This window comes from Rhizobiaceae bacterium, assembly GCA_023953835.1.
In the GTDB taxonomy this organism is placed as follows: domain Bacteria; phylum Pseudomonadota; class Alphaproteobacteria; order Rhizobiales; family Rhizobiaceae; genus Mesorhizobium_G.
This window is the reverse complement of the sequence record JAMLJB010000001.1, coordinates 743,777-767,960: the sequence shown is the minus strand read 5'-3', so window position 1 is coordinate 767,960 and position 24,184 is coordinate 743,777. Positions and strand designations below refer to the sequence as shown.

21 protein-coding genes are annotated in these 24,184 nt (G+C 58.3%); 7 read left to right on the top strand and 14 right to left on the bottom strand.

Annotation, left to right across the window (positions count from 1 at the left end):
* The first annotated feature begins 12 nt into the window (after positions 1-12).
* The 3 genes from M9924_03610 to M9924_03600 all read left to right on the top strand — a co-directional run bounded on the left by M9924_03610 (position 13) and on the right by M9924_03600 (position 1,756).
* The gene (locus tag M9924_03610) at positions 13-642 is read left to right on the top strand and encodes a YjbE family putative metal transport protein (GenBank protein ID MCO5063483.1); all 630 of its coding nucleotides are present in this window, start codon (positions 13-15) and stop codon (positions 640-642) included.
* A gap of 87 nt (positions 643-729) precedes the next feature.
* The gene (locus tag M9924_03605; GenBank protein MCO5063482.1) at positions 730-1,224 is read left to right on the top strand and encodes a chromate transporter; all 495 of its coding nucleotides are present in this window, start codon (positions 730-732) and stop codon (positions 1,222-1,224) included.
* Positions 1,214-1,756, top strand: coding sequence for a chromate transporter (locus tag M9924_03600; GenBank protein ID MCO5063481.1), 543 nt, complete (start codon positions 1,214-1,216; stop codon positions 1,754-1,756). Before M9924_03605 ends, M9924_03600 begins: the two co-directional genes overlap by 11 nt.
* A gap of 15 nt (positions 1,757-1,771) precedes the next feature.
* Here M9924_03600 and M9924_03595 read toward each other — a convergent pair whose 3' ends face one another.
* Both M9924_03595 and M9924_03590 read right to left on the bottom strand, forming a co-directional pair.
* A complete protein-coding gene (locus M9924_03595) occupies positions 1,772-2,542 on the bottom strand; it encodes a hypothetical protein (GenBank protein ID MCO5063480.1) in 771 nt (256 codons plus the stop codon).
* A 14-nt stretch (positions 2,543-2,556) separates the two neighbouring features.
* A complete protein-coding gene (locus M9924_03590; protein MCO5063479.1) occupies positions 2,557-4,500 on the bottom strand; it encodes an adenylate/guanylate cyclase domain-containing protein in 1,944 nt (647 codons plus the stop codon).
* Between the two features lie 256 nt (positions 4,501-4,756).
* Between M9924_03590 and M9924_03585 the strand changes: the two genes are divergently transcribed.
* The 3 genes from M9924_03585 (at position 4,757) to M9924_03575 (ending at position 8,532) form a co-directional block, all read left to right on the top strand.
* Positions 4,757-6,151 (top strand): caspase family protein, encoded by a 1,395-nt coding sequence (locus M9924_03585; GenBank protein MCO5063478.1) that lies wholly within the window; start codon positions 4,757-4,759, stop codon positions 6,149-6,151.
* Positions 6,152-6,606: 455 nt separating this feature from the next.
* Positions 6,607-7,119 carry a hypothetical protein gene (locus tag M9924_03580; GenBank protein ID MCO5063477.1) on the top strand — a complete coding sequence of 171 codons (513 nt, stop codon included), beginning with the start codon at positions 6,607-6,609 and terminating at the stop codon, positions 7,117-7,119.
* 78 nt (positions 7,120-7,197) lie between these two features.
* On the top strand, positions 7,198-8,532 hold the full coding sequence (locus tag M9924_03575; GenBank protein ID MCO5063476.1) for an MFS transporter: 1,335 nt from the start codon (positions 7,198-7,200) through the stop codon (positions 8,530-8,532).
* 30 nt (positions 8,533-8,562) lie between these two features.
* Here the strand turns inward: M9924_03575 and M9924_03570 are convergent, their stop codons facing one another.
* Positions 8,563-9,240, bottom strand: a complete 678-nt coding sequence (locus M9924_03570) for a Crp/Fnr family transcriptional regulator (protein ID MCO5063475.1) — start codon at positions 9,238-9,240, stop codon at positions 8,563-8,565.
* Between the two features lie 172 nt (positions 9,241-9,412).
* Between M9924_03570 and M9924_03565 the strand changes: the two genes are divergently transcribed.
* Positions 9,413-11,392 (top strand): MBL fold metallo-hydrolase, encoded by a 1,980-nt coding sequence (locus M9924_03565; GenBank protein ID MCO5063474.1) that lies wholly within the window; start codon positions 9,413-9,415, stop codon positions 11,390-11,392.
* Positions 11,393-11,422: 30 nt separating this feature from the next.
* Here the strand turns inward: M9924_03565 and M9924_03560 are convergent, their stop codons facing one another.
* The 11 genes from M9924_03560 to M9924_03510 form a co-directional block, all read right to left on the bottom strand.
* Positions 11,423-13,102: an iron ABC transporter permease gene (locus M9924_03560; GenBank protein MCO5063473.1), complete on the bottom strand. Its 1,680-nt coding sequence runs from the start codon at positions 13,100-13,102 to the stop codon at positions 11,423-11,425.
* 10 nt (positions 13,103-13,112) lie between these two features.
* Positions 13,113-14,060 carry an ABC transporter substrate-binding protein gene (locus M9924_03555; protein MCO5063472.1) on the bottom strand — a complete coding sequence of 316 codons (948 nt, stop codon included), beginning with the start codon at positions 14,058-14,060 and terminating at the stop codon, positions 13,113-13,115.
* A complete protein-coding gene (locus M9924_03550; protein ID MCO5063471.1) occupies positions 14,057-15,172 on the bottom strand; it encodes an ABC transporter ATP-binding protein in 1,116 nt (371 codons plus the stop codon). Before M9924_03550 ends, M9924_03555 begins: the two co-directional genes overlap by 4 nt.
* Positions 15,173-15,343: 171 nt before the next feature.
* A complete protein-coding gene (locus M9924_03545) occupies positions 15,344-17,407 on the bottom strand; it encodes a mechanosensitive ion channel family protein (GenBank protein MCO5063470.1) in 2,064 nt (687 codons plus the stop codon).
* Between the two features lie 70 nt (positions 17,408-17,477).
* Positions 17,478-17,807, bottom strand: coding sequence for a hypothetical protein (locus M9924_03540; GenBank protein ID MCO5063469.1), 330 nt, complete (start codon positions 17,805-17,807; stop codon positions 17,478-17,480).
* A 29-nt stretch (positions 17,808-17,836) separates the two neighbouring features.
* Positions 17,837-18,505: a L,D-transpeptidase gene (locus tag M9924_03535; protein MCO5063468.1), complete on the bottom strand. Its 669-nt coding sequence runs from the start codon at positions 18,503-18,505 to the stop codon at positions 17,837-17,839.
* An 8-nt stretch (positions 18,506-18,513) separates the two neighbouring features.
* Positions 18,514-19,383, bottom strand: a complete 870-nt coding sequence (locus M9924_03530; protein ID MCO5063467.1) for an amino acid-binding protein — start codon at positions 19,381-19,383, stop codon at positions 18,514-18,516.
* Positions 19,384-19,507: 124 nt separating this feature from the next.
* Positions 19,508-20,455, bottom strand: a complete 948-nt coding sequence (locus tag M9924_03525; protein ID MCO5063466.1) for a DUF2950 domain-containing protein — start codon at positions 20,453-20,455, stop codon at positions 19,508-19,510.
* Positions 20,456-20,470: 15 nt separating this feature from the next.
* Positions 20,471-21,874, bottom strand: a complete 1,404-nt coding sequence (locus M9924_03520) for a DUF3300 domain-containing protein (GenBank protein MCO5063465.1) — start codon at positions 21,872-21,874, stop codon at positions 20,471-20,473.
* The gene (locus M9924_03515; GenBank protein ID MCO5063464.1) at positions 21,871-23,349 is read right to left on the bottom strand and encodes a lytic transglycosylase F; all 1,479 of its coding nucleotides are present in this window, start codon (positions 23,347-23,349) and stop codon (positions 21,871-21,873) included. The genes M9924_03520 and M9924_03515 overlap by 4 nt, the downstream gene beginning before the upstream one ends.
* An 18-nt stretch (positions 23,350-23,367) precedes the next feature.
* Positions 23,368-24,171 carry a hypothetical protein gene (locus M9924_03510; protein ID MCO5063463.1) on the bottom strand — a complete coding sequence of 268 codons (804 nt, stop codon included), beginning with the start codon at positions 24,169-24,171 and terminating at the stop codon, positions 23,368-23,370.
* Positions 24,172-24,184: the final 13 nt, after the last annotated feature.

The following is a 24,184-nucleotide window of genomic DNA, read 5'->3' as shown; positions in this document are numbered from 1 at the left end:
GTTGCCGGGGGAATGGAGCTGACATTGGATTCGCTACTGGGCCTTGCCGAGGTTATCGCCATCAATGTTGCGCTTTCGGGCGACAACGCGCTTGTCATAGGCCTTGCGGCAGCCGGATTGCCGGTTGATCTGCGTGGGAGGGCAATCCTGTTCGGGATTCTCGCCGCCACGGTACTGCGCGTCCTTTTTGCGGTCCTGGCGGGACAACTCATGCATGTTTTCGGGGTGCTGCTGGCAGGGGGCCTTCTCCTGCTCTGGGTCACCTGGAAAATGTGGTCGGAATTGCGGTCGGCGGACGCGCCTTCTGGCAACCACACGCAGGGGGACGGCCATGCGAACGGCAAGACGATGCTGCAAGCTGTCACGCAGATCGTCGTCGCAGATATTTCGATGTCACTTGACAATGTTTTGGCTGTGGTTGGAGCGGCTGGCGAAAACATGACGGTTCTTGTCGCGGGGCTTGTCATCTCCATCGTGCTGATGGGCGTTGCAGCCTCTTTCATCGCAGGCCTCCTCAACCGGTGGAGCTGGATCGCCTATGCGGGGCTGGCCATCATTTTCTATGTAGCTGTTTCCATGACGGTGCGTGGCGCTGATGAGGTCTGGCCAGCCTTGGCTTCCATGGTCAATAGTCTGGCTTGAGCGCACAGGAGGGCGGTCCGGCGAATGGACACAGAAGCAAGACCTCCTTCTCTGGCCGGCATATTCTGGGCCTGCGCAAAGATCAGCATGTCCAGCTTCGGTGGCGGCGTCAGCGCTCTCATGATGCGGGAATTCGTGACCACGCGGCGCTGGATCAGCGAAGCCGATTTCATCGACGGACTCGCCATCTCGCAGGCCCTTCCGGGCGTCAATGTCGTCAATATATCGATCTGGATGGGGTATAAGCTGCGCTACGGGATCGGAGCTGCAGTCGCTTGCCTGGGCGTAATCCTCCCCGGCGCCATCATAATTGTTCTCGCCAGCGAGGTCCTGCACAGTGCCACGGAATGGCCGCTTGTCGGATTGGCGCTTTCAGGACTGAGCGCGGCGGCGCTGGGCGTATCCTTCAATCTGAGCTTTCGAACCATTCGCCGCGCGGTGTCGAAATCGCTTCTGCCTTTGACCGTCTTTGTCGCCACCTTGGCCGCAGCCTACCTGAACGTGCCGACCATCGTGACCGTGGCCGTCCTCGCCCCGATAAGCATCGCGCTCTGCTACTGGAGTGCCAGTCGTGGACAATGACAACATTCTCCTGCGTCTGCTGCTCGCCTTCGCACCAATGTCGCTCATGACCATCGGCGGCGGCATCAGCATCATCGGCGACATCCAGAGCGTGGTCGTTCAGAACGGCTGGTTCACGCCGGACGGCTTTATCAACATTTTCGGTATTTCCCGCGCGTCTCCCGGCCCCGGAACCCTGATCGTCACGCTGATAGGCTGGCATGTCGCCGGTTTCGCCGGTGCAGTGGTGGCATCGATCGCGATCTTCCTGCCGTCCTCTCTGTTGATCCTCGTCCTTGCGCGTCTGTGGCACTCCCGCCCGCCGGCGGTCTGGCAGCAGGCCGTTGCGCTTGGCCTTGCCCCGATTGCGGCTGGATTGGTGATGTCGAGTTCCGCAATCCTGCTGCAAGCTTCCCCCGACCGGCTTGCATCGTGGCTGGTCGCTTTGATGATCTTCCTGCTGTCGATGAAGACCCGGCTCGGAACCCTGACATTGCTTGCCATCGGCGCCTTGTATTTTATTTTGCTGGAACCTCTCGTTCCGCAAATCTGAAAGCTGGTTCTGGCTCTAGCGCCCGGCGAGTTGGCGTATGAATGCGAATGCCTGTTCGTTGCAGCCCGACCTGGCCATCCACGATGCAACGTCCAGAGGGCCTTCTTCAGCACCAGCGGGCAATTGGGTCAGCGAGATGGTCCTCAGCGTATCATGGTCGAGTTCAATCCTGACGGAATCCACATTGTCAGGGACATATCCCGAAGCGTCGAACGTTTCGTGATTTTCATCCCAGACCAGTTTGTCATGAAGTTCGTCTCCGAAACGAACAGCAAGGCTCAATGACTCTTTTGCGTCACGACGCCAAAGCACGATTCTCCCATCGCGAACGCATCCATGGTCTGTAGTCTCAATTGGAATGACCCACGGGTCGGGGTTGTATGAAGGTCCGGGACTTTGATTTCCGCTTCTTGTTCCGCCCACGCTCTCGATCCTTCGACCTTCACCGGACAGGAAGTCCCCGATCGCGGCGAGCTTGCTCTGGTATTCCGCACGCGAGGCGCCTGATTGACCTGACGGAAGCTCTTCCTTGGTAATGATGTATGCCGAAGGTCCAACAAGCCGCTCAATGCTTCCATCCTCACCGAGCAGAGTCACCGTCACGTTTGCAGGAACGACGATCCTGTCATTCGCAATAAAACGCGTTCCTAGCGAAAGCTCTTCTGAGTTGCGGCTGATGGCAATGACGACATAGTTTTCGGCGGCAATGGCTGTAGTGTTGGACGACGCAGCGGCTGAGGCTGCGAGAAGATATGTCGAGCAATGGATCACTGATATTGATCGCATGTCACCTGATCCGCTTAACGACCGAGGTAAATGTCTGTGCTCATGTTTCCATCTTGAAGTCGAGATTTGTAAAATGCAATGAGCCCATCCAGAGGGTATTTCTCAGAAATCGTTGCGAAAGCATTTTGTGCATCTGGGGCGTTAGAAATTAGCAAATTAAAAGCTGACTCATACTCAGCGAACATGTTTTGATGAAACTCATCTCTACCTGCCACTTCAAATGCGTCAATGGGCCTTCGTTTTCCGCGCAATTGAATATGACCGATGGGGCGAAATAGAAAGCCGGTAGTGTTTTCCATGACTGCACGGCTGACACAGTTTGTGGTCTGGAAATACTTGTTCGCTGATTCAAGGCGTGACGCAATATTTACGGTATCTCCTATTGCGGAGTAGTTGAAAAAACGGCTCCCGCCAAAGTTACCTACAATCGCCGGTCCGCTATGGACACCGATGCGGGTTCTGCCGAAAGACCAACCACCCTCGGCTTTGGCTCTTGATATGCGTGCGCTCAGTCTACAAATGGCGAGAGTGAGGTGCAGCGCACGTTCTGCCTGGTCATTTTGCTCGGCGGGCGCTCCAAAGAATCCTATCACTGCATCGCCGACCACTTTGTCTATAGTCGCGCCGTGAACGACGAACAGTTCGCAAACTTGTTCGAGATATTCATTTAACATTGCTGCGAGATTTTCTGGCGAAGTCGATTCGCTTGAGGACGTGAACCCTTCAACGTCGGTAAATATGGAAGTGATATGTCGTCGTTCGCCGCCGAGTTTTAGCTTTGTCGGGTTTTTGACGATCTCCGAGACGATGGCCGGACTGACATATCTCGAAAAGGCTTCATGTACGAATTCGCGATCTCGACTATCTCTTCGCCAGGCAAAGATCGAAACGAGTGACGAAAGAACGACAATAGTCAGAATTGGCGAAACAACCGGGAGCAATACTCCAAACTGCGAAAAAGCGATTGCTGCGATGACAAAGATCATGGCGACGGCAGCGGCAACACACGCGGGCTTCAGCAATACGGGAAGAGGTGCCCAGGAGATCCAGAGGCATAGCAGGGTCAGCACGACATAGGGTACAGTTCGAACAGGCCAGGCGGGCGTGACAACGGCGTCATGGGCGAGAATGCTGGCGAGCGAGTGGGCATGGATTGCGACGCCCGGCAATGCGCCTTCACCAGCATCTCCAAAGTTCGCGAAGGGTGTCGGGTGGAGATCTTCGTGCGGCAGTATCGCGCCGATCAAAACATATTTGTCGTTGAACCATTCATCCGGGACCATCGGAATTGTTTCTGCCGGATAGACAGGGAACTGGTAAAGCGTCGCCTGACCGTTCCTGTAGTAGACTTGCTCTGTTCCGATAGGCAGAACTTCGGTCTCGTCTTTGAGCGCAATTGCTGCGGCGAAGCTTGGCATCCAGCCATTTGCGTCTGCGCGTCCCAGGAAAGTTCGTCGAACAACTCCATCGATCCTGTCATGGGATAGCACTGCAAGCCCGCGTATCGCTTGGGGTGCGAACTCGTTGAGATATGCAACTTGCCGTTCTGTGAGACCCTCCATTTGTGAAGCAGTGGCAAGGACGATTGGATTGCGCGCTGCTTCGATAGCTACTTCCAGTCCAAGGTCCTTTTCAGGTTCGGTTGGCTGGTCAAACAACAGATCTAAGCCGATAGCTCTGGGGGATGCGTTGTCGATCTTCTTGATGATCTCGGCCAGAAAGGCTCGGTCAATTGGCGATCGATAGGGAAACCTCGAGAGAGTATTCTCTGAGATCGACACGATCACAATATTCTGAGGCGGATTCGAAAAGGGCGATATGGACACCATCATCGCGTCGCGAACAATATTGTCCAAAGGCGTGGCAACAGGTCCGGAAACTGCAAATACAAGCAAGCCGCCAAACAAGACGGCAAGCTCTCGCAGTCCGGGATATGGTAGCCTTTCTAATACCCGCACCGAAAATCATCCCCTCGTCGGGCGACGAAAATGCCTCAAGGGCAACAAGCCGCAGTGAATATTGATGGATCGCGGCCGTAAACCGAAAATGCGGCTGAACAGGTGAAGAGCGCAAGGTCAGGCAGGCACTCATCGTGCATCCTCGAAGTCCTTCTGTTCCCCGTAACGATCAAATAGAGGTTACGGTGGTTTCCTCTTCAGAGGCAAACCTCGACACCCCTTCCAAAACGCGTAATATTGTCAAGGGGAGGCGGCCATGTGGAGACCAGAGGCAATCTCTACCGCACTATTGATGGCGGCCATTTTTCTGGGACTGCTGACCCTCGAATCTTTTTCGGGTGAGCGCGTCGCTTTGGTAATCGGAAATTCCGAATACGGAAGCTTGCAGACACTACCGAACCCAAGGAATGACGCCGGTGATATTCGCAATTCACTGGAACGCATTGGCTTCAAAGTGACATTGAAGGAGAATTTGAACTACGAAGACTTTAGAAGGACTCTCCAGGAATTTGGAAGGGAAGCCGGGGGCGCAGAAATAGGCCTTTTTTTCTTTGCGGGGCATGGGGTGGAGGTGAACAATGAGAATTTCTTGATCCCTTCCGATGCTCGGCTGGCTGCGGATTCCGATGTGGAGTTTGAAGCGATCCCCGTAAGCCTGATAATGAACGCGTTGTCGGGCGTTTCGGGCGTTCGTATTGTGCTTCTGGATGCATGTCGGGACAATCCTTTCCTGGTAAGCATGAAGCGCACGAGTGCGACCCGCTCCGTGGGCAGAGGGTTGGCCAAGATCGAGCCGATAACGGGTACTTTGGTCGGCTATGCAGCAAAAGAGGGGACGGTTGCCTATGACGGGGCGGGTCGAAACAGTCCCTATACGGCGGGACTTCTTGAACATCTGGAGGAACGCAATCTGGACATTCAGTTTGTTTTCCGCAAGGTCCGGGACAGCGTGATGGTTGCGACTGGAGGGAAGCAGGAGCCCTTCACATATGGTTCGTTGCCAGGCAAGGAAATCTATCTGGCTCCGAGCCGGTCAGACGGCCAACCCGATCCTCAGGCCACCGAAATTGAATACTGGAGTTCTGTGAAGGACACTCGGGATCGAAAGGCGCTGGAAAGCTATATCGCAACATATCCTGACGGGGCGTTTGTAAGAATAGCGCGGCTGAAAATTGAGCAGTTGGATAGCAACGAAAGTCCGCAGGGCGACGCAAGCGCTGTCGCCTCTCTTGCGAGGCAAATCCAACTGGAACTTGCACGAGTTGGCTGCGAAGTAGGTCAGGCTGACGGGATCTGGGGAAACCGGAGCCAACGAGCACTAGGCCTGTTTTCCGAGCAAGTCGGACTGAATTTGCCAACCGACACGCCGACCACCTTTGCGCTCAGGGAACTCGGTCGGCATGAGGAGCGTGTCTGCCCAAGGGAGACGACGCAGCCGAGCAAGAGAACACCGCAAGTGGCGAGTGAAAAAACCACCTCGAAGCCGACCGTGCGATCAAGCGTGACCACTCGTTCCAGCAGTGTCGAGGCCAGTGCCGGCGACCGCATATGTAGAACCGAGACCATTGATGAATGCAGGAAACGTGCGCGGGCCGCTGGCGCACGAAAGGGAAGCGGCTTTTGTCGTGATCTTCGAACGGTTTGTAATTGAGCCGCATAAGCCTCGCACGATACGTGCAGTTGATACGCCCGCTTGCTCCACCGGGGAAGACGCGTGATTTGCTTGGCCCCGATTGAATGCCTTTTCCTTGCGCCGCCGCATGCTGTACCGTCTGATCGCATTTCACCGCGCGCGGGCATCTCGCCCGGGTGCCAGAACTTCCTCTTTCCAGGGAATACGAACATGTCAAAGGCTGTCCTTGCGCCATTGGCAATGCTTTCTGCTCTGTCCTGCTCCTTGCCTGCTTCCGCCCATAGCTGGAACTCGGGCGACACTGCTGCTTTGATCGGTGGCGCACTGCTTGGAGGGGCCGCCGCGGCCGCCATCTCCAACCAGCATCGATACGAGTATCAGTATGCTCCTCCTCCACCGCCTCCCCCACCCGCCTATCGCGCGCCGAGAGCGCCTTTCAGTCCCGCCACAGGGGTGGTGTGCTATCCCGCTCAATGGGCATGCTACAACAACAATGGCCATTTCAACCCGGTTTGGACAAACCGTATATTTTAAGCGCGCGCGGGGAGACGACAATGATTAGAAATCTAGTTTGGCTGGCGTTGGCTTCCGCATTGTCCACGGGCGCATCTGTGGCTGCCGAGGCATCACCGAAAACCAGTTTCGTCAGAGAACATGCTATTGCCTTGTTGGAAGGTGCGCTCACACCCCAACAGACAACGAAGCTGCAACTGATTGCCTATCAATCGGCAATTGCGGATGTGTGCGAGGGCTTCACAATTGACGAGGCCAAGTTCAGCAAAGCCTTCGAAGCTTTGGCGCCGGTCGAAGCGGCAAATATGGACGATAACCAGAAGGCCTATCACGACAAGCATATTCTCGTGATCTTCGGCGTCTTGGTCGGCGGGGAATTGAACGCCATGTCGGACGATCCCGCCGGGGCGTGCGAGCAGGCATCGAAGTACAAGGTCGATCCGGATATTGTATCGGAGCTTGTCTGGCAATGATGCGATCGGCAGTCGTGCTCCTTCGAGTGCGGCTGCCCGAAATATCGACAACCGCGCTGAACCGTATATGGTAATCGCATGGGGGACCGCGTTGTGTCGAACGCCTGGAGAGTGCTTGCCATCCTGTTTCTGGCAAACCTGCTTAATTTTTTCGACCGGGCCATTCCCGCGATCATTATGGAGCCGATCCGGCTGGAATGGTCGTTGAGCGACCTGCAACTTGGGTTCGTGGCGTCCACCTTCACGTTGGCATTCGCGGTTTTCTGCATTCCGCTTGGTCGCCTAGCGGATACCCGGACACGAAAGTCAATCGTCGGATTCGGGCTCATCGCCTGGAGTGCTTTCACCGGCCTTTCGGCGACCGCCTGGAGTTTCTGGTCTTTCCTCACCACGAGAATCGGCGTCGGCATTGGCGAAGCGAGCTACCTTCCGGCTGCGACTTCTCTGATCGGTGATCTGTTTCCCGCAAACAGAAGGTCGCGCGCGATGGGCATCTTCATGCTCGGGTTGCCATGCGGCCTCCTTCTGGCATTCTTTTCCGTTGGCGCGATTGTGTCTGCTTTCGGATCGTGGCGCGCACCCTTCCTTGTTGCCATAGTGCCGGGGTTGCTCCTTGCCTCATTTGCATTTGCTATCCGCGAGCCCGTGCGAGGTGCTTCGGAGATCGTAAAGCCGCGCCCGGAACCCGTAATCCGACCGATTCGGTCCGTGCTCATGATCCGATCCATGCGCTGGATCCTGCTTGCGGGCATTGCCAGCAATTTCGCCAGTTATGCGGCCAACAGTTTCCTGGTGCCGTTGATGCAGCGATTCTTCGGACTGACGCTGGAACTGGCAGCGGTTTCCACCGGCGCCATCGTCGGTCTCACCGGGTTGATTGGCCTCACACTTGGGGGATGGGTCGCCGATTATGTGCATGAACGCTCGCAAACCGGACGGCTGACCATGGGCGGCATATGCCTTGTCGTGGCGGCAGGCGCGACCTGGTCCGCATTCGGGATCGGTCCTGAAAGGCCGGCTTTGTTCGTGGCGGTCTTCGGCTTTGGCTGGTTGATGCAATATGCGTTCTACGTCTGCGTCTATCCGGCGATGCACGATGTTGTGGAGCCGAAGCTGCGCGGTACGGCTATGGCGATATTCGCCGCTGCGATAAATCTGGTCGGGGGAGCCTTCGGTCCATTGTTCGTCGGATTGCTTTCCGATCACTATGCAACTCAGGCGATGATGGGCGCCGGCGGAATGCAAATGCTCGATGAGTTCAGAGCTATCGGGCTTCATCAGGCGATGGCGATTGTTCCGATTGCGTTGCTCTTGACGGCTTTCGGCTGTCTTCTGGCGATACGGACATTTCCGACGGACGCAAGGTCCATGATTGCGCATCTGGAGGGCAATGGGAGCGCCCTGGCAAAATAGAGTTGGTACCGCACCAATCTGGCGGAAAGGTCAATCATCTCCCACGGCAAACTGGCGAACGGCTTCGACGTCGAGAATTGTGATCGACCTGTAGTCGGTCTTGACCCACCCTATGCGTGCGAACCTGGACAGTGTCGCGTTGACCTGTTTGCGGGACGCATTTGCCATGAGCCCGATTTCACTTTGCGTCAGGCGGATTGGCCTTTGGCCGATCCAGGCCGCGCGGTTCAAAACCGATGCGATACGCCTTGCCGCGTCGGGAATCTGGAGATCGTGGACAATCCTGATGAGGACTTCGACGCTTGCCATCAATATATGGCTGAAATTGCGCACCACGGAGGGATCGGCGGCTGCCATCTGGTCCATCTGGTCGAGCGGCACATGCATCATCCAGGTTTCCACCAGTGCACGAAGTTCCAGACGTCGTGGCTGTCGCGTCAGGAAGCAGCCTTCGCCTGTCCATGCTCCGGGCGCGCCGACATGGATCAATTGCGGCGTGTGATCCGGGGGAGCGGTGTTGACCGTCAGAACGCCGTCGACGAGACCAAATATGCCTCCGAGATCATCGCCGAAGCGATAGATCACTTCGCCCGCGGGAAAATGCAGCAGGATCGAACGGCGCAGGACTTCGTCCTGAAAGGCAGGGGGCTGTTGTGAGAGCCATCCGCTTTCCCGCAGGATGCTCTCCGCTTTGGCTCGTTTGACCAAGGTCTGCTCCATCAAGACCTTCTAGCACCACTTTTTTCGACGGTTTATCCCGATTGGAACAATCCCTCCCTTCTAACTGCGTATCGTGCCGCGGCAAGCTCAGCGCGACAGGAGAGGACTTCGCATGCCTTTGGAAGACAACATCGCCAGCCTATCGAATTCGGCACGGGACTTGGCGAAAACTCGTAAGAATTCAACATACTCGCTGAAGATTGGTCTGCTTGCTCTCAGCTTCAGCATCATTGGCGGCGCGTCATTTGCGGAACCCGCGACGGATACGACCAGGGCCGCCAACAAGGCTGTGCTTGAAGCGCTTCCATTCAATGACCGGCAGGATTTCGAGGACGCCCAACGCGGGCTTTTGAGAAAGCCGGACACCCTGATCATCAGGAAGGAAAATGGCGATGTTGTCTGGGACCTCGAAAGCTACAGGTCCTTCATCTCGATCGAGAATCCGGCACCGGATACGGTCAATCCCAGTCTCTGGCGCAACGCCCAGCTCAACGTCCAGTACGGCCTCTATGAAGTCACCGAAGGAATCTACCAGGTCCGTGGCTATGACCTGTCCAATATTACCTTCATAAGAGGCGACACGGGTTGGATCGTCTTCGATGTGGGCAGTTCCATTGAGACCGCGAAGGCGGCGTATGATCTGGTCAGTGAACAGTTTGGCAAGCTTCCGGTGATCGGGATCATCTACAGCCACTCGCATGTCGACCACTATAGCGGTGTTAAGGGCGTCGTCAGCGAAGACGATGTCAAAGCGGGCAAGGTACGCATCATTGCGCCTGAGGGCTTCATGGAGCATGCGGTCAGCGAAGGGGTCATCGCCGGCAACGCCATGAGCCGCCGCGCCACCTTCATGTATGGCGCGTTTCTGCCGCGCAACGCCGAAGGCAGTGTCGGGGCTGGCCTCGGCCTCACCAATCCGCTTGGCACCATCACGCTGATTGAGCCAACCGATTCGATCAGCAAGACCGGCGAGGTCCTCACGATCGATGGCGTGGAAATGGTGTTCCAGATGACGCCCGGCACCGAGGCACCTGCGGAAATGAACATCTACCTGCCAAAATTCAAGGCGATGTGGATGGCCGAAAACACCACAAACACGATGCACAATATTCTGACGCTTCGCGGCGCGCAGGTGCGCGATGCGCTGAGCTGGGCGAAGTACATCAATGAAACCATCGAACTGTACGGCGACAAGATCGAGGTAAAATTCCAGAGCCACCACGCGCCGAAGTGGGGTAATGACAACATCGACGACTATCTGAAGAAACAGCGCGACCTGTACAAGTTCATCCACGACCGCTCCGTCAATCTCCTGAACAAGGGATATAATGGCGAGGAGATCGCGGAGATGATCAAGCTGCCGCAAAGCCTTGAGAATCAGTGGACCGGCCGCGGCTACTACGGGTCGCTGCGCCACAATGCACGAGCCGTTTATCAGCGCTACATGGGCTGGTATGACGCCAATCCCTCGGACCTCGACATCCTGCCTCCGGTCGACGCGGCAAAGAAGTATGTGGCTTACATGGGTGGCGAAGAAGCAATCCTGAAAAATGCGCAGGCCGATTTCGACAAGGGTGAATATCGCTGGGTAGCCACCGCTCTCAAGCATGTGGTCTTTGCAAATCCGGATAGCGTCGCGGGCAAAGACCTGCTTGCGAGAACCTATGAGCAATTGGGGTACCAGGCCGAATCCGGTCCCTGGCGCTCGATTTACCTTCAAGGCGCCTACGAGCTGCGAAACGGGGTCCCGAAGATTGCTGCGCCAAGCAGCGCCAGCGCGGACACAATCCGGGCGATGTCACCCGAAATGCTGTTCGACTACCTGGGTGTTCGACTGAACGCCGAGAAGGCCGAAGGAAAGAAGCTCACGCTCAACATCAATTTCACCGACATCGGCAAGAACTATACGGTGTCGGTCGAGAACTCGGTCTTGAACTACACCGAAAAGCAGGTGAGCGATCCCGACGCCACGGCGACGCTGACGAAGGCTGCGCTTGACGACGTTCAGCTTGGCGCGGCGACCATAGAACAGAAGGTTCAGTCGGGAGAAATCAAGGTGGATGGCAGCAGCGATGCCTTCCCACAGTTTCTCGGGCTGTTCGACAGTTTTGAATACTGGTTCAACATCGTAACGCCATAAGCCCTCGCGGGCAGAACCGTCGATGCCGTTTCAGTGGTGTATCGGCCCTTCGCGCCGCATCCAGCCCAGAGCCAGGAGCGGCAGCAGGGTGGTTATCAGAATGGCGATGAAAGCCATTGCCATTCCGAGACTGATCGAGCCCTGCTCGAATTGGCGCCAGATGAAGGTGGCCACGGTCTGGACCCCGATTGGGGCCACGAGGATCGACGCAACCAGCTCGCGCGAGGCGACCGCGAAAACCAGCAGCATAGCCGAGATCAGGCTGGGCATGATGAGGGGTAGGACGATGCGCTGCAAGGTCTTCAAGCTCGACGCGCCGGAAACGCGCGCGGCTGCTTCCAGATTGTCGCCGATCTGCAGAAGGGCGGCCTGCGTGTAGCGCACCGGATGCGGCAACAATATGCAGCAATAGGCGAGCAGCAGGATCAGCGACGTATTGTAGGGCGAGACAGGCAGGATCGGCTGGTTCCATGCAAGGATCAATCCGACCGCGACGACGATGCCGGGCAATGCGTTGGGCAAGACGGTCAATGCGTCGACCACTTGTCGACCGGGAGTCCGTGTCTTGACCACCACATAGGCGGATAGACCGCCGATTGCGCCCGCGACAAGCGCAGTGGCCACGCCCAGCGAAAGGCTGAGACCGAGCGCGCGCAATCCGTCGGCGGCGTTGGAAAACAGGATGGCGGAGAAATTCTGCAATCCCAGATTGGATAGCACGAGGCCGCCGGAAATGGTTTTCAACGATGCGGTGGTCAGCACGGCCAGAAGCGGCACGCCGGTCGCCAGAAAAGCCACGACAGAAAAGAGTGCCATCACGGGAATGGTGAGTGCCCCGAGCGCTTTCTTATCCCTGTTCTGGGGCTTGCCGCCGGTCGTTTCAAAAGAACGATCCGCAAGCACCCTTCGTTGCAGCATGAAGGCCAGGAACGAGAGAAAGACGAGCACGAGGGAAATGGTGGCCGCTCCCGGCAGGTCGATTGGCCAGTCGGACACGCGCAGGTCGATGCCGCTGACCAGAACCTCAAATCCGGCGCGCCGGCCAAGCGCGGCGGGTGTTCCGTATTCTTCGATCGCCATGGCAAAGACCAGCAGCAGGCTGGCGGCAAGTCCCGGCATCGCCAGCGGCAAGGTTATGCGCCAGAACGCACGCAGCGGCGACGCGCCGAAAACACGGCCCACGTCGGAATAGCGGGTGCCGATGGCCTCGACCGTGCGGGACACGGCAAAATACACGACCGGAAAGGTGGCGAGCGCCATGATGAATGTCATGCCGCCAACGGAGAACAGGAACGGTGCAAGATTGAAACCGGTCAATTGTTCGAGATAGCCGCGCGGCTGCAGCGTCATGATCCATCCGAGCGTTGCGATATAGGGTGGTATCATGAAAGGCACGAGCATCAGCGCGTCCCAAAGGGGCGCAAGTGGTACGCGGAACAGAGCTCGAAATATCCCGAGCGGCACGGCAAGCAGGGAGGCGACCACGACGACCGAAACGCCGAGGAAGACCGTGTTGAACGTCATTCGGATGAGCGCGGGATTGCTCAGCACATCGATGAAATGTGCAAACGGCGCTTCGAAAGACCCGGCTCCGAGCGATGGAAAGACCGCCTGGAGAACAATGAAAGCAAAGGGCACGGCGACGATCAGCAGCAATCCCGGTAGCGCGATGCCGACTGCCAGCGAGGTGCCGCCGAAAACCTTCACCATTGCGCCGACCTTACTTGAAGATGTCGGCTGCCTCCGTCAGCGTTTCCTTACGCTTACCGTAGATGTCCTTTGAATCGTATTGCAGCAGTTTGAGATCGCCAATGAGCGGACGATTCGCCGGAATATCCGTGCGCGCAGGCATCAACATCTGGTCTGCGACAGCCTTCTGGCCTTTCTCCGAGAGCATGTAGTCCACGAACTTCTTTGCATCGTCCTGGTTCTTCGACCATTGCATGATCATGATCGGGCGCGGAGCGACAACGGTTCCCGAGGTTGGGAAAATCACGTCAATGTTTTCGCCCTTTTCCTTAGCCGAGAGGGCAATGTAGTCGACGGCGCCAAACACTGCTGCCTTGGCTCCTTGCAGGACCGGATTGAGTGCGTCGGCATTGGCTCCGGCGATGATCGCTCCATTGGCCTTCAACGCCTTGAACAGCTTCCAGTCGTCCTCACCGGCAAGGGCGGCGGTCAGTTCGAAGGAAGAACCCGATTGAGCGGGATCCGGAATGTTGACAAGATCCTTGTAGGCAGGCGCAGCGAGATCGGCCCAGTCGGTCGGCTTCGGCGTTCCGCTCTTGGTGTTCCAGACGATGCCAAGGCCGGAAACGGCCTGTGCCACAGCCGTATCCGACTTGAGAAAGTCCGGAACTTTCTCGGCGTTCGGGCTGGTGTAGGCAACAAGCCAGCCGCGCTCGGCGAAATCGTTCGCCGTGTCCCAGGAAGCCGAGATCACCACGTCGACCACCGGGTTCGATGCCTCTGCCTCGATGCGGGCCATGACTTTTCCGGTCGTCGCCTGAAAGACATTGACCGCGATCCCGGTTTCCTCGGTAAACCCTTTCGAAAGGTCATCGATCAGGCTCTTGGGGCCAGCCGTGTAGACAGTAACGTCGGCAAAAGCTGCCGTGGCAAGAAAAGTGCCGGCGGATAGCGCCGCTGCTGCAAGTGTCATTTTCAACATGGTTGGTATCCTTGTTGTGGGAATTGCTCCGCTGCAAACCAGCGAAGATTGCGGGATTCGATGGCGATCCCGATCCTGTCGCCCGGACGGCTGCGCCTGTCGCTCGTCACCGGCAAGGTCAGCGTCCCGCCTGTGTCCAGACTGACCTGAAGCGCATAGCCGTCGCCGCGAAAGCGCGACTCGATGACCGTCCCGTCCACCGTACCCGTGCCGGGCTCCGTCGCTTGCAGCGCGTTGCGCCCGAACAGCACCTTTGCCTTGCCGGCCGGCGTCGAACCGGCAGGGTCGGGGAGAACCACCTCCGTGCCCGCAAGCCGCCACCGCCCATCCTGCTTGATGGCCGACGCGGTTGTTCCGAGCTTGAGAAATTCGGCTACGGCAAGGGAGGCGGGATGCTCGACCAGCGTCTCGGGCGCCGCAAGCTGGACGATTTCGCCGCCCTGCATGATGGCCACTTCATCCGCGAGCGTGAAGGCCTCGCTATGGTCGTGGGTCACATATACCGCGGTGAGGCCAAGGCTGGAGACAAGCCGTGCAATCTCGCCTACCAGCGATTCGCGCAGCTCCCGGTCCAGGTTGGAGAGCGGTTCGTCGAACAGCACGATGCGAGGCTCCGCCACGATTGCGCGCGCAATCGCCACCCTTTGCTGCTGCCCGCCGGAAAGGTCGCCGGGGCGTCGCGCTCCAAAGCCCGCGAGGCTAACTCGTGCAAGAGCAGCCTCGACGCGACGTTGACGATCCGCCCGGGACACGGCGCGCATCTCCAGCGGAAAGCCGACGTTCTCCGCGACGCTCATATGCGGCCACAGCGCGTAATCCTGGAAAACCATGCCCAGCCCACGCCGCTCCGGGGCGACGAATGTGCCGTTCGAGGCATCCGCCATGACCTTATTGTCGATCGAAACGATGCCGCGACTGGGTGTCAGAAGTCCTGCGATCAACCGCAGCAGCGTGGTCTTGCCGCATCCCGACGGCCCGAGCAGCGCGAGCGTCCTGCCTCGCTGAAGCCGCAGGTCGATGCCGCGCAATATCTGCGTTTCACCGTAGAACTGATCCAGTTCCTGCACTGAAATGGCGCAAGTCTGGATTGGCTGAACAGGTGAGGGCATATCGGGCATTTCGACAGGGGGGCCAACCGGCCCGGGGGCGAAGCGGGCGCAGGGAACCGCACGCTCCCGACCACAATTATGACCCTGTAAGACCGCTGCATGACAGGAATATTACGGCTGGAATCCGCCGCGACCCGCAGTGCGGTAACCGGAATGTGCGTGCGCCCGATCCTACGCTTTCGCCTGTTCGGCAGCCTTTTGTATCGCAATGACGGCGCTCGCGGCACCTGCGGCGGCGGGACTGTCCTCGCTCCCGACATGGACGCTCGGCCGCGCGAATTCGATGCCGTTTGCGCCGAACAAGTCGGTCATCATGCTGTAGGCTCTGCGCCGCACGCTCGTCTGGTATCCGGGCTTGGTCATGAACGCGAAGCTGATGTCGATGCCATAATCGCCGATCTGTTCCACACCCTTCATTTTCACGGTCTGAAGGATGATCGGAGCCAATTCGGGATCTGCCTCCAGTTCCGCGCCGATGTTTTTGGTGAGCTTCTTGACCAGTTTTATGTTTGTGTCGAACGGGAACCTGACGATGAACTTGTCGATCACCCAGTCACGGCTCATGTTCTGCACCGCACCAAGCGTTCCGAAGGGAACCGTGAAAACCGGCCCACGATGGTGGCGTAAGCGTACCGAACGCAGGCTGAACCCCTCGACGGTGCCCTTGTAACTTCCGCTCTGGATATACTCGCCCACGCGGAACGCATCGTCCATCAGGTAGAAGACGCCGCTGACGATGTCTTTCACGAGTGTCTGCGACCCGAAGCCGATCGCCACGCCGAATATGCCGGCGCCGGCGATCAGCGGTCCGATCTGCACGCCGAATTCCGAAAGTATCATCAGGCAGGCAATGGTGATGACCAGCACTCCCAGCGCATTCCGGAAAATCGGAAGCAATGTTCGCAGCCGACTTGCGGACGGCGCGCCCGCAACTGTCGAGTCAGTAGAAATGCGAGCATCGATATATGCCTTCATGATCTGCCAGATCAGGTCCGCGGCGACCAGGATAAGCACGCCTCGCAGCAAGCTGCGTGTGATGCTGCTCACCACGTCGTTGGATGTCGCAAGGGTGCCGGGGTTCATACGCAATATGAATGCAACCCATGCGACTGCGAGCAGAATGACCAGGGCCCTGGCTCCGCGACCGATCAATGCGTCGCGTATCGGAGTCGGTTTTCCCTCTCCTGACTGCTCCTTGACGAATGACCGCGATGCGGTCCCCACAACTGAAAGCAGCCTCGGCAGTATTATGATGTAGAGACCAATCCAGAACGCGACATTCGCGCCCGCCGCCCAAACGCACCAGAGCAGCACGAGATAGATTGTGAGCAGCCATTTGGCCGAATAGGAACTGAAGCGCTCAGTCGCCGCGCGGGGCATGCGCCAGATGCACTCGATGGCGAGGGCCATCAATCCGATGCCCGCGATATAACTCAACAATTGCTGTGCGTCTTCGGAAAAGCCGATCGCCGGCAGCAACTCGAGTGTGGCGGTCGCGGCAAAGAAATAACCGACCACTATGGCCAATCGGCGCGTCCAGAATGAAAGCACCCGATCCGGCGCGGGGGTAGCTTCGTCTGGCGTCCCATCGGCGCGCGGCGCCTCGGCATGGGTCGCCCGTTCAAGCAGAGCCATTGAGACTGCATAGACAAATCTGCCGACGATCAAAGCAGCGATGTACACGCCAACGATCTTACGCGCCAAGGGAGATGACCCTGCGGCCAGGAACATGATGAAAGCCGCAACGGCGAACGCCAGAAGGGGCGCGAGCTTGGACCACAGTTGATGCACGAAATCGTCTGTTGCGAGGGCTGCATCCATTGTGCCCCTGGTACGTGTGGCGATCCTGCGACGAACGAGCCATTCGGCGGCGATGGCTGGTAACAGAACCGCAAGCAGCAGCAATACCGGTTTCGCATCTCCGGCCGCCGATCCGTTCACGAGTACCTGCAAAGCGGCTCCCATGGCCGCCGGCAAGCTCTTCAGGGCGGCGTACATAGCGGCGAGATGGTTGCGCAAGGCCTCATCCAGACCGAGGATTCCTCCCGCTACACTGGCTCGCGGCTCCGCCGGCTTCGCGCTGCGAGCAGCGTCAAGAGAGCTTCTGACTTCAGGGTCGTCGAGCAGCTTGAGGAGTTGATCAATCTTGGCATTGGATGATGTGCCGGCTGGGGCCGTGTTCTGGGCGAACGTAGCACCGACCGGATTCGCGAGGAACGCAACTGCCAGTAACATGAAGGTTGCCGCGATACGGCCGACGCCTATGCGCATTCTTGCTAGTCCCCTGTAGACCTGCCTTGAGAGATCAGGCTGGTGTGACGGATACGTTTGTTCCGGTTGCGTCGACGGTGCAGCTCATTGGCTTTCCGTTGGCGTTGAGGTCGACGATGAAGTTGTTGGCGTCGATCTTGCGCGAGGAGACCGGCAGCACCTTCGAGCTTTCCGTCCCGGACTGCGCGGCTGCCGCATTGGCGCACATCAGTTGCAGGTCGGCTGGCGCCGTCTCCAGCGTGGTGCGCGACATCTGGTCCTGGGTCGGCGACGTCGACTGGCAGGCGCTGAGCGTCAACGCCACAAGGCCGGTAAAAGCCGCCTTGCCCGTCCGGTTGCCTGGCTGCTTGCTTCTCTCATGCATGGCTGTGTTCCCTCTCCGAGCCTTGCCCATCACACGCCCTTGTAAAGGGCCGCCCCCTGCATCAGCACGATCACCTTGGCCCCCACCTGGATGCGGCTGTGCAGATCGATAATGTCGTCATTGACCATGCGGATGCAGCCCGACGACACGTTGAGCCCCATCGTCCATGGCTCCGGCGTGCCATGGATGCGGTAGATCGTGTCCTGGTCGCCCTCGTAGAGATAGAGCGCCCGCGCGCCGAGCGGGTTGTCGGGGCCGCCGGGCTGTCCGTTCGCCCATTTCGCGGCTTTCGGATCGCGCGCCACCATCTCGGCGGGCGGCGTCCATGTCGGCCATTCCGCGACGCGCCCGACCCGCACGATGCCCGCCCAGCCGAAGCCGTCGCGCCCGACACCGATCCCGTAGCGGATCGCCGTCTGGTCGGGCTGCACCAGATAGAGAAAATGCTGGTTGCCGTCGATGATGATGGTGCCGGGCTTCTCGGCGGTGCGGAAGCGAACCACCTGCCGCTGGAAGGCCGGCGGCACCTGCTTGTTCTTGCGCCAGTATTTGTAGGCTTCGGTCTTGTTGTAGTCGGTCCATTTGCGCGTCTTGGGGTCATAGACCTGCGTCTCGGCCGCCAGCACGGGAAGCACCGCGCAAAGCGATGCGCCAAGAAGCAATGCGCCCGCTGTCAGCAGCTTGCGGCGGTCCGTCATGGTCGCACTCATTGCTTTGCCCACCCCTTCACACGTTCGCCATGTTCCTTCACCCATTGCTGCGCATAGTCGAGCGGCGCCCGTCGCTCCACCTGCAGCGCATAGCTCATGTCGATCGCTTCATCGGGCGTGAAATCGACATGCTCCAGAAAGCGCACAACGTCGGGATGCCGCTCCTTGAGCGAGCTTGCATAGGCAATGCGGTAGCTGGCCGCGTCCCAGCCGACCGGCGCGTTCGACTTCGAAAGCCAGGCCGGGTCCTCCGAAGGCAGCACGATCTTCCATTTCGACGCATCATAGGCCGGTTCGGTGAGCCGCACGATGTCATGCAGCTTGAACACCGCATTGGGCGCATAGCAGGCAAACACGATCGGGCGATCCACCGCCTCCGCCGCATCGACCGCCGCCATGCCCACATCTTCGGGCATCTCCAGAAGGTCGAGCGTCTTGGCATAGCCGTAGCTGTTGGCGCGCACCCGCTCGATGGCCGTCGACGACCAGGTCTCAGCCCCGATCCACAACTCGCCCTTGCCGTCGCCATTGGTGTCGAGCGCTGCCGTCTTCTTTACGTCCGACAGGTCGGAAATGTCCTTGATGCCGACCTTGTCGGACGCTGCGCGATTGGCGCAGATGCCCTGCCAGGCCGGCACCGAAACCGGGCTCAGCGCAACCGTGTGCGCCTCTTTCACATACCGCTCCACGAGATTGTCGAGGTTCGGCAGCCAGACTTCCGGATGAACGTCCACGCTTCCCGAATCCAGCCCCGCAAAGGCAATCAGCGTGCCCATCTCAACGACATCGGCATCAAGGCCAAGCTCCTGCTTGATGCCAACCTTCAATATATTCGCGCTCGCCTGGCCAGACGCCCAGTTCGGCATCGCTATCGTCAGATCCGCCGCGGAAGCCAAACCGGCCGTGCACGGAAGCGCGAGGCAAAGCGCGAGAAAGGTGACTTGTGCGCGAGCAGCTGTTCCGGCGCAAGTATTGAACGATCGCTTGCCCTTAGTCATTGACGACCTGCCAGCTTTCGTCGGGATCGAAGCGGTCGATATATTTCACGATCTTGTCCGTCGCCGGCCCCAGATCGATTTCATAGACCGTGCCGTGCTGATTCACTGCGAAGACATTGATGCCGGTCTCGCCATACCGCACAGGCCATGCAAGCAAGGCAAAGCCTGCAATCATGTTTCCATTGATGACATAGTCGTATCGGCCGCCGGCAATATTGTCGCCCTGCGCCAGGAGCGGCTTGAAGCGATATCCGAAATAGCCTTCGCCCTTTTTCGCATCATCGAGCTCGTCAGCGCTTATGCCCGCACCGGCAGGACTCTCGCCATCGCCCTGATCGGAAGGCCAGTACAGCCCGTCGGTCATGCCCTCACTGCTGATGAGCTTTTGCGCAAACTCGAGCACACCATCGCCGTCATGGTCGTCTTCCGCGTATTTTTCCTGTGCGTCGACATAGGCGCGCATGGTCGCAATTGCCTGCAGTTCGTTCTCGCCGATCCGCCGGTCGATGACCTCCTGAAGACCGGCGAAAGTATCGTAGCTCCACTTTCCGTCACTGCCCTTCACGAGAGGGAAGGGAAGGGGCCAAAGCTTGTTGCCGATTTCAAGCACTTTGCGATCGGCGGCTTCGTCCACGACCTGAACGCGCTTGGCCGCGCCTTCACGGATTTGCTCGAATGTGAGTTTCACGTCTTCATTCGATTTCAGCTTTGCGCCGTCGAGCCCAAGCAGGTTCGAAACGCTTTCGAGATCGTTTGCTGCCAATGCAGCCTTCAACGCATCGACGGCTGCTTCGGCCGTGTCGAATGCAGGCGCATCCTTGTCGGATGCATAGGCGGAAATCTCCGACGTTTCGCTCGCCTGTTGGGCGGTCGCCGCGCCTGGCAAGGCAATCGTAGCCGCCAAAAGACTTCCAATGGTGAAATGAATCAGCTTTTTCATCGTTCAGCCCTCAAACTAGCGCCGACGTCCGGCAGGACGTTTCACTGCAGGTCTTCCTCCACCACCACCGCGAGAAATGGATTTTTTCCCTCGATTGGATTGGACCTTTGCCACCTTGCCACGATCCATGTTTCCGAGCGCCGTCGGCTTTGCAGGACGCGAATCCAGCTTGGCGGCAGGCCTTGGTTTACCGACCGGACGATCGATCTTTGGCGGGTTCTTGATATTTGGCCTCGCCTGACCAGTCGCTGGGCGGGATGCAAGCTTTCCACCGGCCTGCTTTCCGAGATCGGGCCTTGCGGCAAGCTTGTCACCCGAAGGTCTTTTGAGATCGGGTCTCCGGTCCGGAAGCTGCAACGACTGGTTCGGTCCCTTGCCCTTCAGACCATCAAGCGTGCTCTTGCGAATATCCTGCGATATCGCCGGCCGGTCCCGACCCGGCGCGCCGTTGCCGATCTTGCCCTTTATGTCAGTTGCGCGGTTCTTGACTGAATTGCCCCTGTTCGACTTGATTTCGCCCTTGATCTTCGACCTGTCGATATTGGCAAACTGGTTCCGATCGATATTCAGCTTGCTGCGGTCAACGTTCTTCCAGTCGACATCGCGGAAGTTCACCTTGCCGTTGATATTGTTCAGGCAATGGTTGCAGTCGAAATCGACGTCGACGTCGCCCCGCCACGGACCGCCCCAGACACCCCAATCGTCCCAGTCCACCGCGCCTGCCCATAGTGCTCCCGTAACCGTCGCGGCGAAGAAGGTCGCACCGGGTAGCCAGTAGTTCGGATAGGGGTCGGGATAATAGGCGATCGGTGCCGGCGCATAATCGGGGACATAGAGCATCTCCGGTTCATAGCGCGGCACATATACTGTGTCGGGATTGGAAGACTGAATAACGATGTTGTCGTTCGAAACCTCGACCTTCACCTTGTCGTCGGTCTTGATGATCCCCTTAGCAACTGCTTCCTCGCGCAACTGCTGTATCGCCATCAGCACGTCCTTTTGCTGATAGGCGAGTGCCTCGGCAAGCTGCTGCGTCCAAGTGAGATCCTCGCTCATCATGCCGACGATCTCAGGATAGTTGAGGAGTGAGATGACGCTTCCATCCCAGCTATCCTTCGGCTTCAGGCTGGAGTCCTTTGCATAGGCGTCGAGATAGCGGTCTGCCTCGACAATCTGCAGGGGATAGAGAGATGCAGCCGAGATGACAGCCACAAGCTCGTCGGGATAAAGCGCAATGCGTGCAACCAGGACCTCCATCTCGTCGGCGTCGAGCGGCTGCGGAGTGCTATCGCTGTCCGCAACCTGTTGGGCGGGCTGGTCCTGCGCGAATGCATCTGGCGGACAAAGAAATGTTCCTGCAAGGCAGACGGAAAACGTTGCGGCCAACAGGCGACCGCTTCTGACAATTTGAAATCTCACGGCTTTGCCTCCTGCTTGTTCGCGGCGCCTTGCGCTTCTTCTTTTGCCGCGTCGTGTTTTTTCTGTCGCTCTGCGTACATCGAGTAGGCGATGTAGTATTTGTAGATATTGCCGACGTATTGAACCGTTTCGCGTCCGACGATGCGTGCTGCTCCGTTTTCGACGTTGCCGAACCAGACATTGGGATTGAGGCCCATATCCTCCGCCGCCTTGCGAAACTTCTTCAGGTTGCCAGGTCCGGCATTGTAAGCCGCCAGGGTGAGCAGCATCCGGTTGAGCGGGTCGAGGCCTTCCGAACCGACATAAACGTCAGTCAGGTGGTGCAGATATTTTGCGCCGGCTTCGATATTGCGTTCCGCGCTCTTGTCGATGCCTTTCACTCCGACGGCCTTGTCGGCCGCAGTGGAAGGGAGCAGTTGCATGATGCCGACTGCGCCGCGCGGGCTACGCTGCTTCTGGTCCAGCTTCGATTCCTGATAGCCTTGGGCAGCCAGCAGCAGCGGCTCGAAATTGTACTCGTCGCCATAGGTCTCGAAGATGAGGCGCAGCGCCTGAAAGCGCGCCAGATCTGAACCGTCATAGGCGCGCCTTACCATCTTGTCGCTCTGGTAATAGCGCTTCTTGAGGATGTTTCCGAAGGTTGTCCCGATCTTGTGCTGCTTGACGAAACCGGCGAGCATTTCTTTCAGTTCCGGGCTGCCCTTCCTGATGCCGAAGGCGATGTCTCCGCCGGTCGAGATCGCTATGTCATCATGGACAACGATGTCCTCAAGCACATCCTGCCAGATAAGCGCATCGAACCGGTCGACGACTGCCCATGGAAGGAGCCCCGCATTGACCATTTCGAGAATGTCTTCGTCTTCGAGATTCTCATCAATTTCGCTGACGATGATCTCGGGCTTTCCTGCGCTTTTGCGTTCGGAGTTGAGCGCCGTCAGATGCTCGAAATAGCTGCTGGTTCTGCGGACAAAAACCTCCTTGCCCGCCAGATCGTCGATGGACGCTACGGACGGTGACGCCGGTCCTGTAATCAGCACTTCCTTCACCCCGCTCGCCAGCGGGTCGCTAAAATCGATCTGCTCGAGGCGGGAAGGCGTTACGGTCAGATCGGCTGCGACTACGTCGCCCCTTCCTTCGAGAAGTGCCGGAATCAATTCGTTTCTGCCAACCGGCACATAGGCGATGTGGACGCGTTCAATTTCCTTCTTGCGGCCCTTGTTGATCCATTCGCCAAGGGCAGTACCCAGCTCTACCGCCGTGCCAAGCTGTTGGCCTCCGTCTATGAAGTAGATCGTCTTTGAGTAGGGGACCAGGACGCGAACGACCCTGCGGTCGACCATCGCTTTGTAATCGCCGGTCCAATCGCGCAGTTCGGCCTTCGGCGCATCGTCCTGCGCGTGCGCCACCACGGCCCAGTACAGCAAGGCAAGCCCGACCGCCAGCACATTGAGGCTCGCCCGCATTGTTCCAAGCATTCGCTCCCCCCGAGACATCTAGAAGCGAATGACAAGGCCCAGGATTGGCCCCTGCTGCACAGTGTCGAAGAGGAAGTCATCCTCCTCATAGTTGACCCCGAGAGCACGGTATCCGGCGATTGCTGATATTGAATCGTTGAAGTTGTAGCCGAGACCTGCAGCTACATCCCAGTCGATGTCGGCTTGGCCCGCACCGACCAGGCCCCAACCCATGAGGTAAAACTTGTCCGTCAGCGCGTAACGCCCGCGGATGCCGGCCAGTCCGTCGATCCAGGTGGCGCTATCGTCCACATCAACCCCGTTGAGGATTCCGCCGCTGAAGGAAATCTCCGTGCTGACGTGCCAGACGCGTGCGGCAGCCACGATATCGAGATAGCCGCGGTCGTCGGAAAACACCGAATAGCCCGCTCCGAACAGGCCGGCAAAAGTTTCCGACGTTACATCGACAGTGTTTGCAACGATGCCTCTTGGGGTGGCGGTGCCTGAAGACAGTTTCGTGTACATCACGTCGCCGAAGAATGAATAGGTGCCGTTGCGGGCTTCTCCCACGGCCATCGCAGCGAAATCGAGATTGCTCAAAATGTCGCCGAAATCAGAGTTCACATGGACGGTGGGAAGTCCGAACTGCGAAATGTCGCCGGAAAGCCCCGCTGCCCAGAAATACGGGCTGAACGCAAACGTCCAGCCGGAGCTGTCAGCTTCAATCGGGACAGGCGCTGACTGGGGAGCATCAGCTGCATACGCGCTGCCATGGCAGGCAGCCAGGATGGCCAAGCTGGCCAACGCGGATTTAAGCGATTTCCTATTCATGACCACCCTCACCAAGAAAATGCCG

What these genes read in the sequence shown, in the direction of transcription:
- M9924_03595 (MCO5063480.1), bottom strand. Translation starts at nt 2,542, where the DNA reads ATGCGATCAATATCAGTGATCCATTGCTCGACATATCTTCTCGCAGCC.
- M9924_03560 (MCO5063473.1), bottom strand. Translation starts at nt 13,102, where the DNA reads ATGGTGAAGGTTTTCGGCGGCACCTCGCTGGCAGTCGGCATCGCGCTA.
- M9924_03545 (MCO5063470.1), bottom strand. Translation starts at nt 17,407, where the DNA reads ATGTTACTGGCAGTTGCGTTCCTCGCGAATCCGGTCGGTGCTACGTTC.
- M9924_03550 (MCO5063471.1), bottom strand. Translation starts at nt 15,172, where the DNA reads ATGCCCTCACCTGTTCAGCCAATCCAGACTTGCGCCATTTCAGTGCAG.
- M9924_03580 (MCO5063477.1), top strand. Translation starts at nt 6,607, where the DNA reads ATGGGCATGCTACAACAACAATGGCCATTTCAACCCGGTTTGGACAAA.
- M9924_03540 (MCO5063469.1), bottom strand. Translation starts at nt 17,807, where the DNA reads ATGCATGAGAGAAGCAAGCAGCCAGGCAACCGGACGGGCAAGGCGGCT.
- M9924_03530 (MCO5063467.1), bottom strand. Translation starts at nt 19,383, where the DNA reads ATGCCGAACTGGGCGTCTGGCCAGGCGAGCGCGAATATATTGAAGGTT.
- M9924_03515 (MCO5063464.1), bottom strand. Translation starts at nt 23,349, where the DNA reads ATGCTTGGAACAATGCGGGCGAGCCTCAATGTGCTGGCGGTCGGGCTT.
- M9924_03535 (MCO5063468.1), bottom strand. Translation starts at nt 18,505, where the DNA reads ATGACGGACCGCCGCAAGCTGCTGACAGCGGGCGCATTGCTTCTTGGC.
- M9924_03585 (MCO5063478.1), top strand. Translation starts at nt 4,757, where the DNA reads ATGTGGAGACCAGAGGCAATCTCTACCGCACTATTGATGGCGGCCATT.
- M9924_03605 (MCO5063482.1), top strand. Translation starts at nt 730, where the DNA reads ATGTCCAGCTTCGGTGGCGGCGTCAGCGCTCTCATGATGCGGGAATTC.
- M9924_03525 (MCO5063466.1), bottom strand. Translation starts at nt 20,455, where the DNA reads ATGAAAAAGCTGATTCATTTCACCATTGGAAGTCTTTTGGCGGCTACG.
- M9924_03575 (MCO5063476.1), top strand. Translation starts at nt 7,198, where the DNA reads ATGGGGGACCGCGTTGTGTCGAACGCCTGGAGAGTGCTTGCCATCCTG.
- M9924_03610 (MCO5063483.1), top strand. Translation starts at nt 13, where the DNA reads ATGGAGCTGACATTGGATTCGCTACTGGGCCTTGCCGAGGTTATCGCC.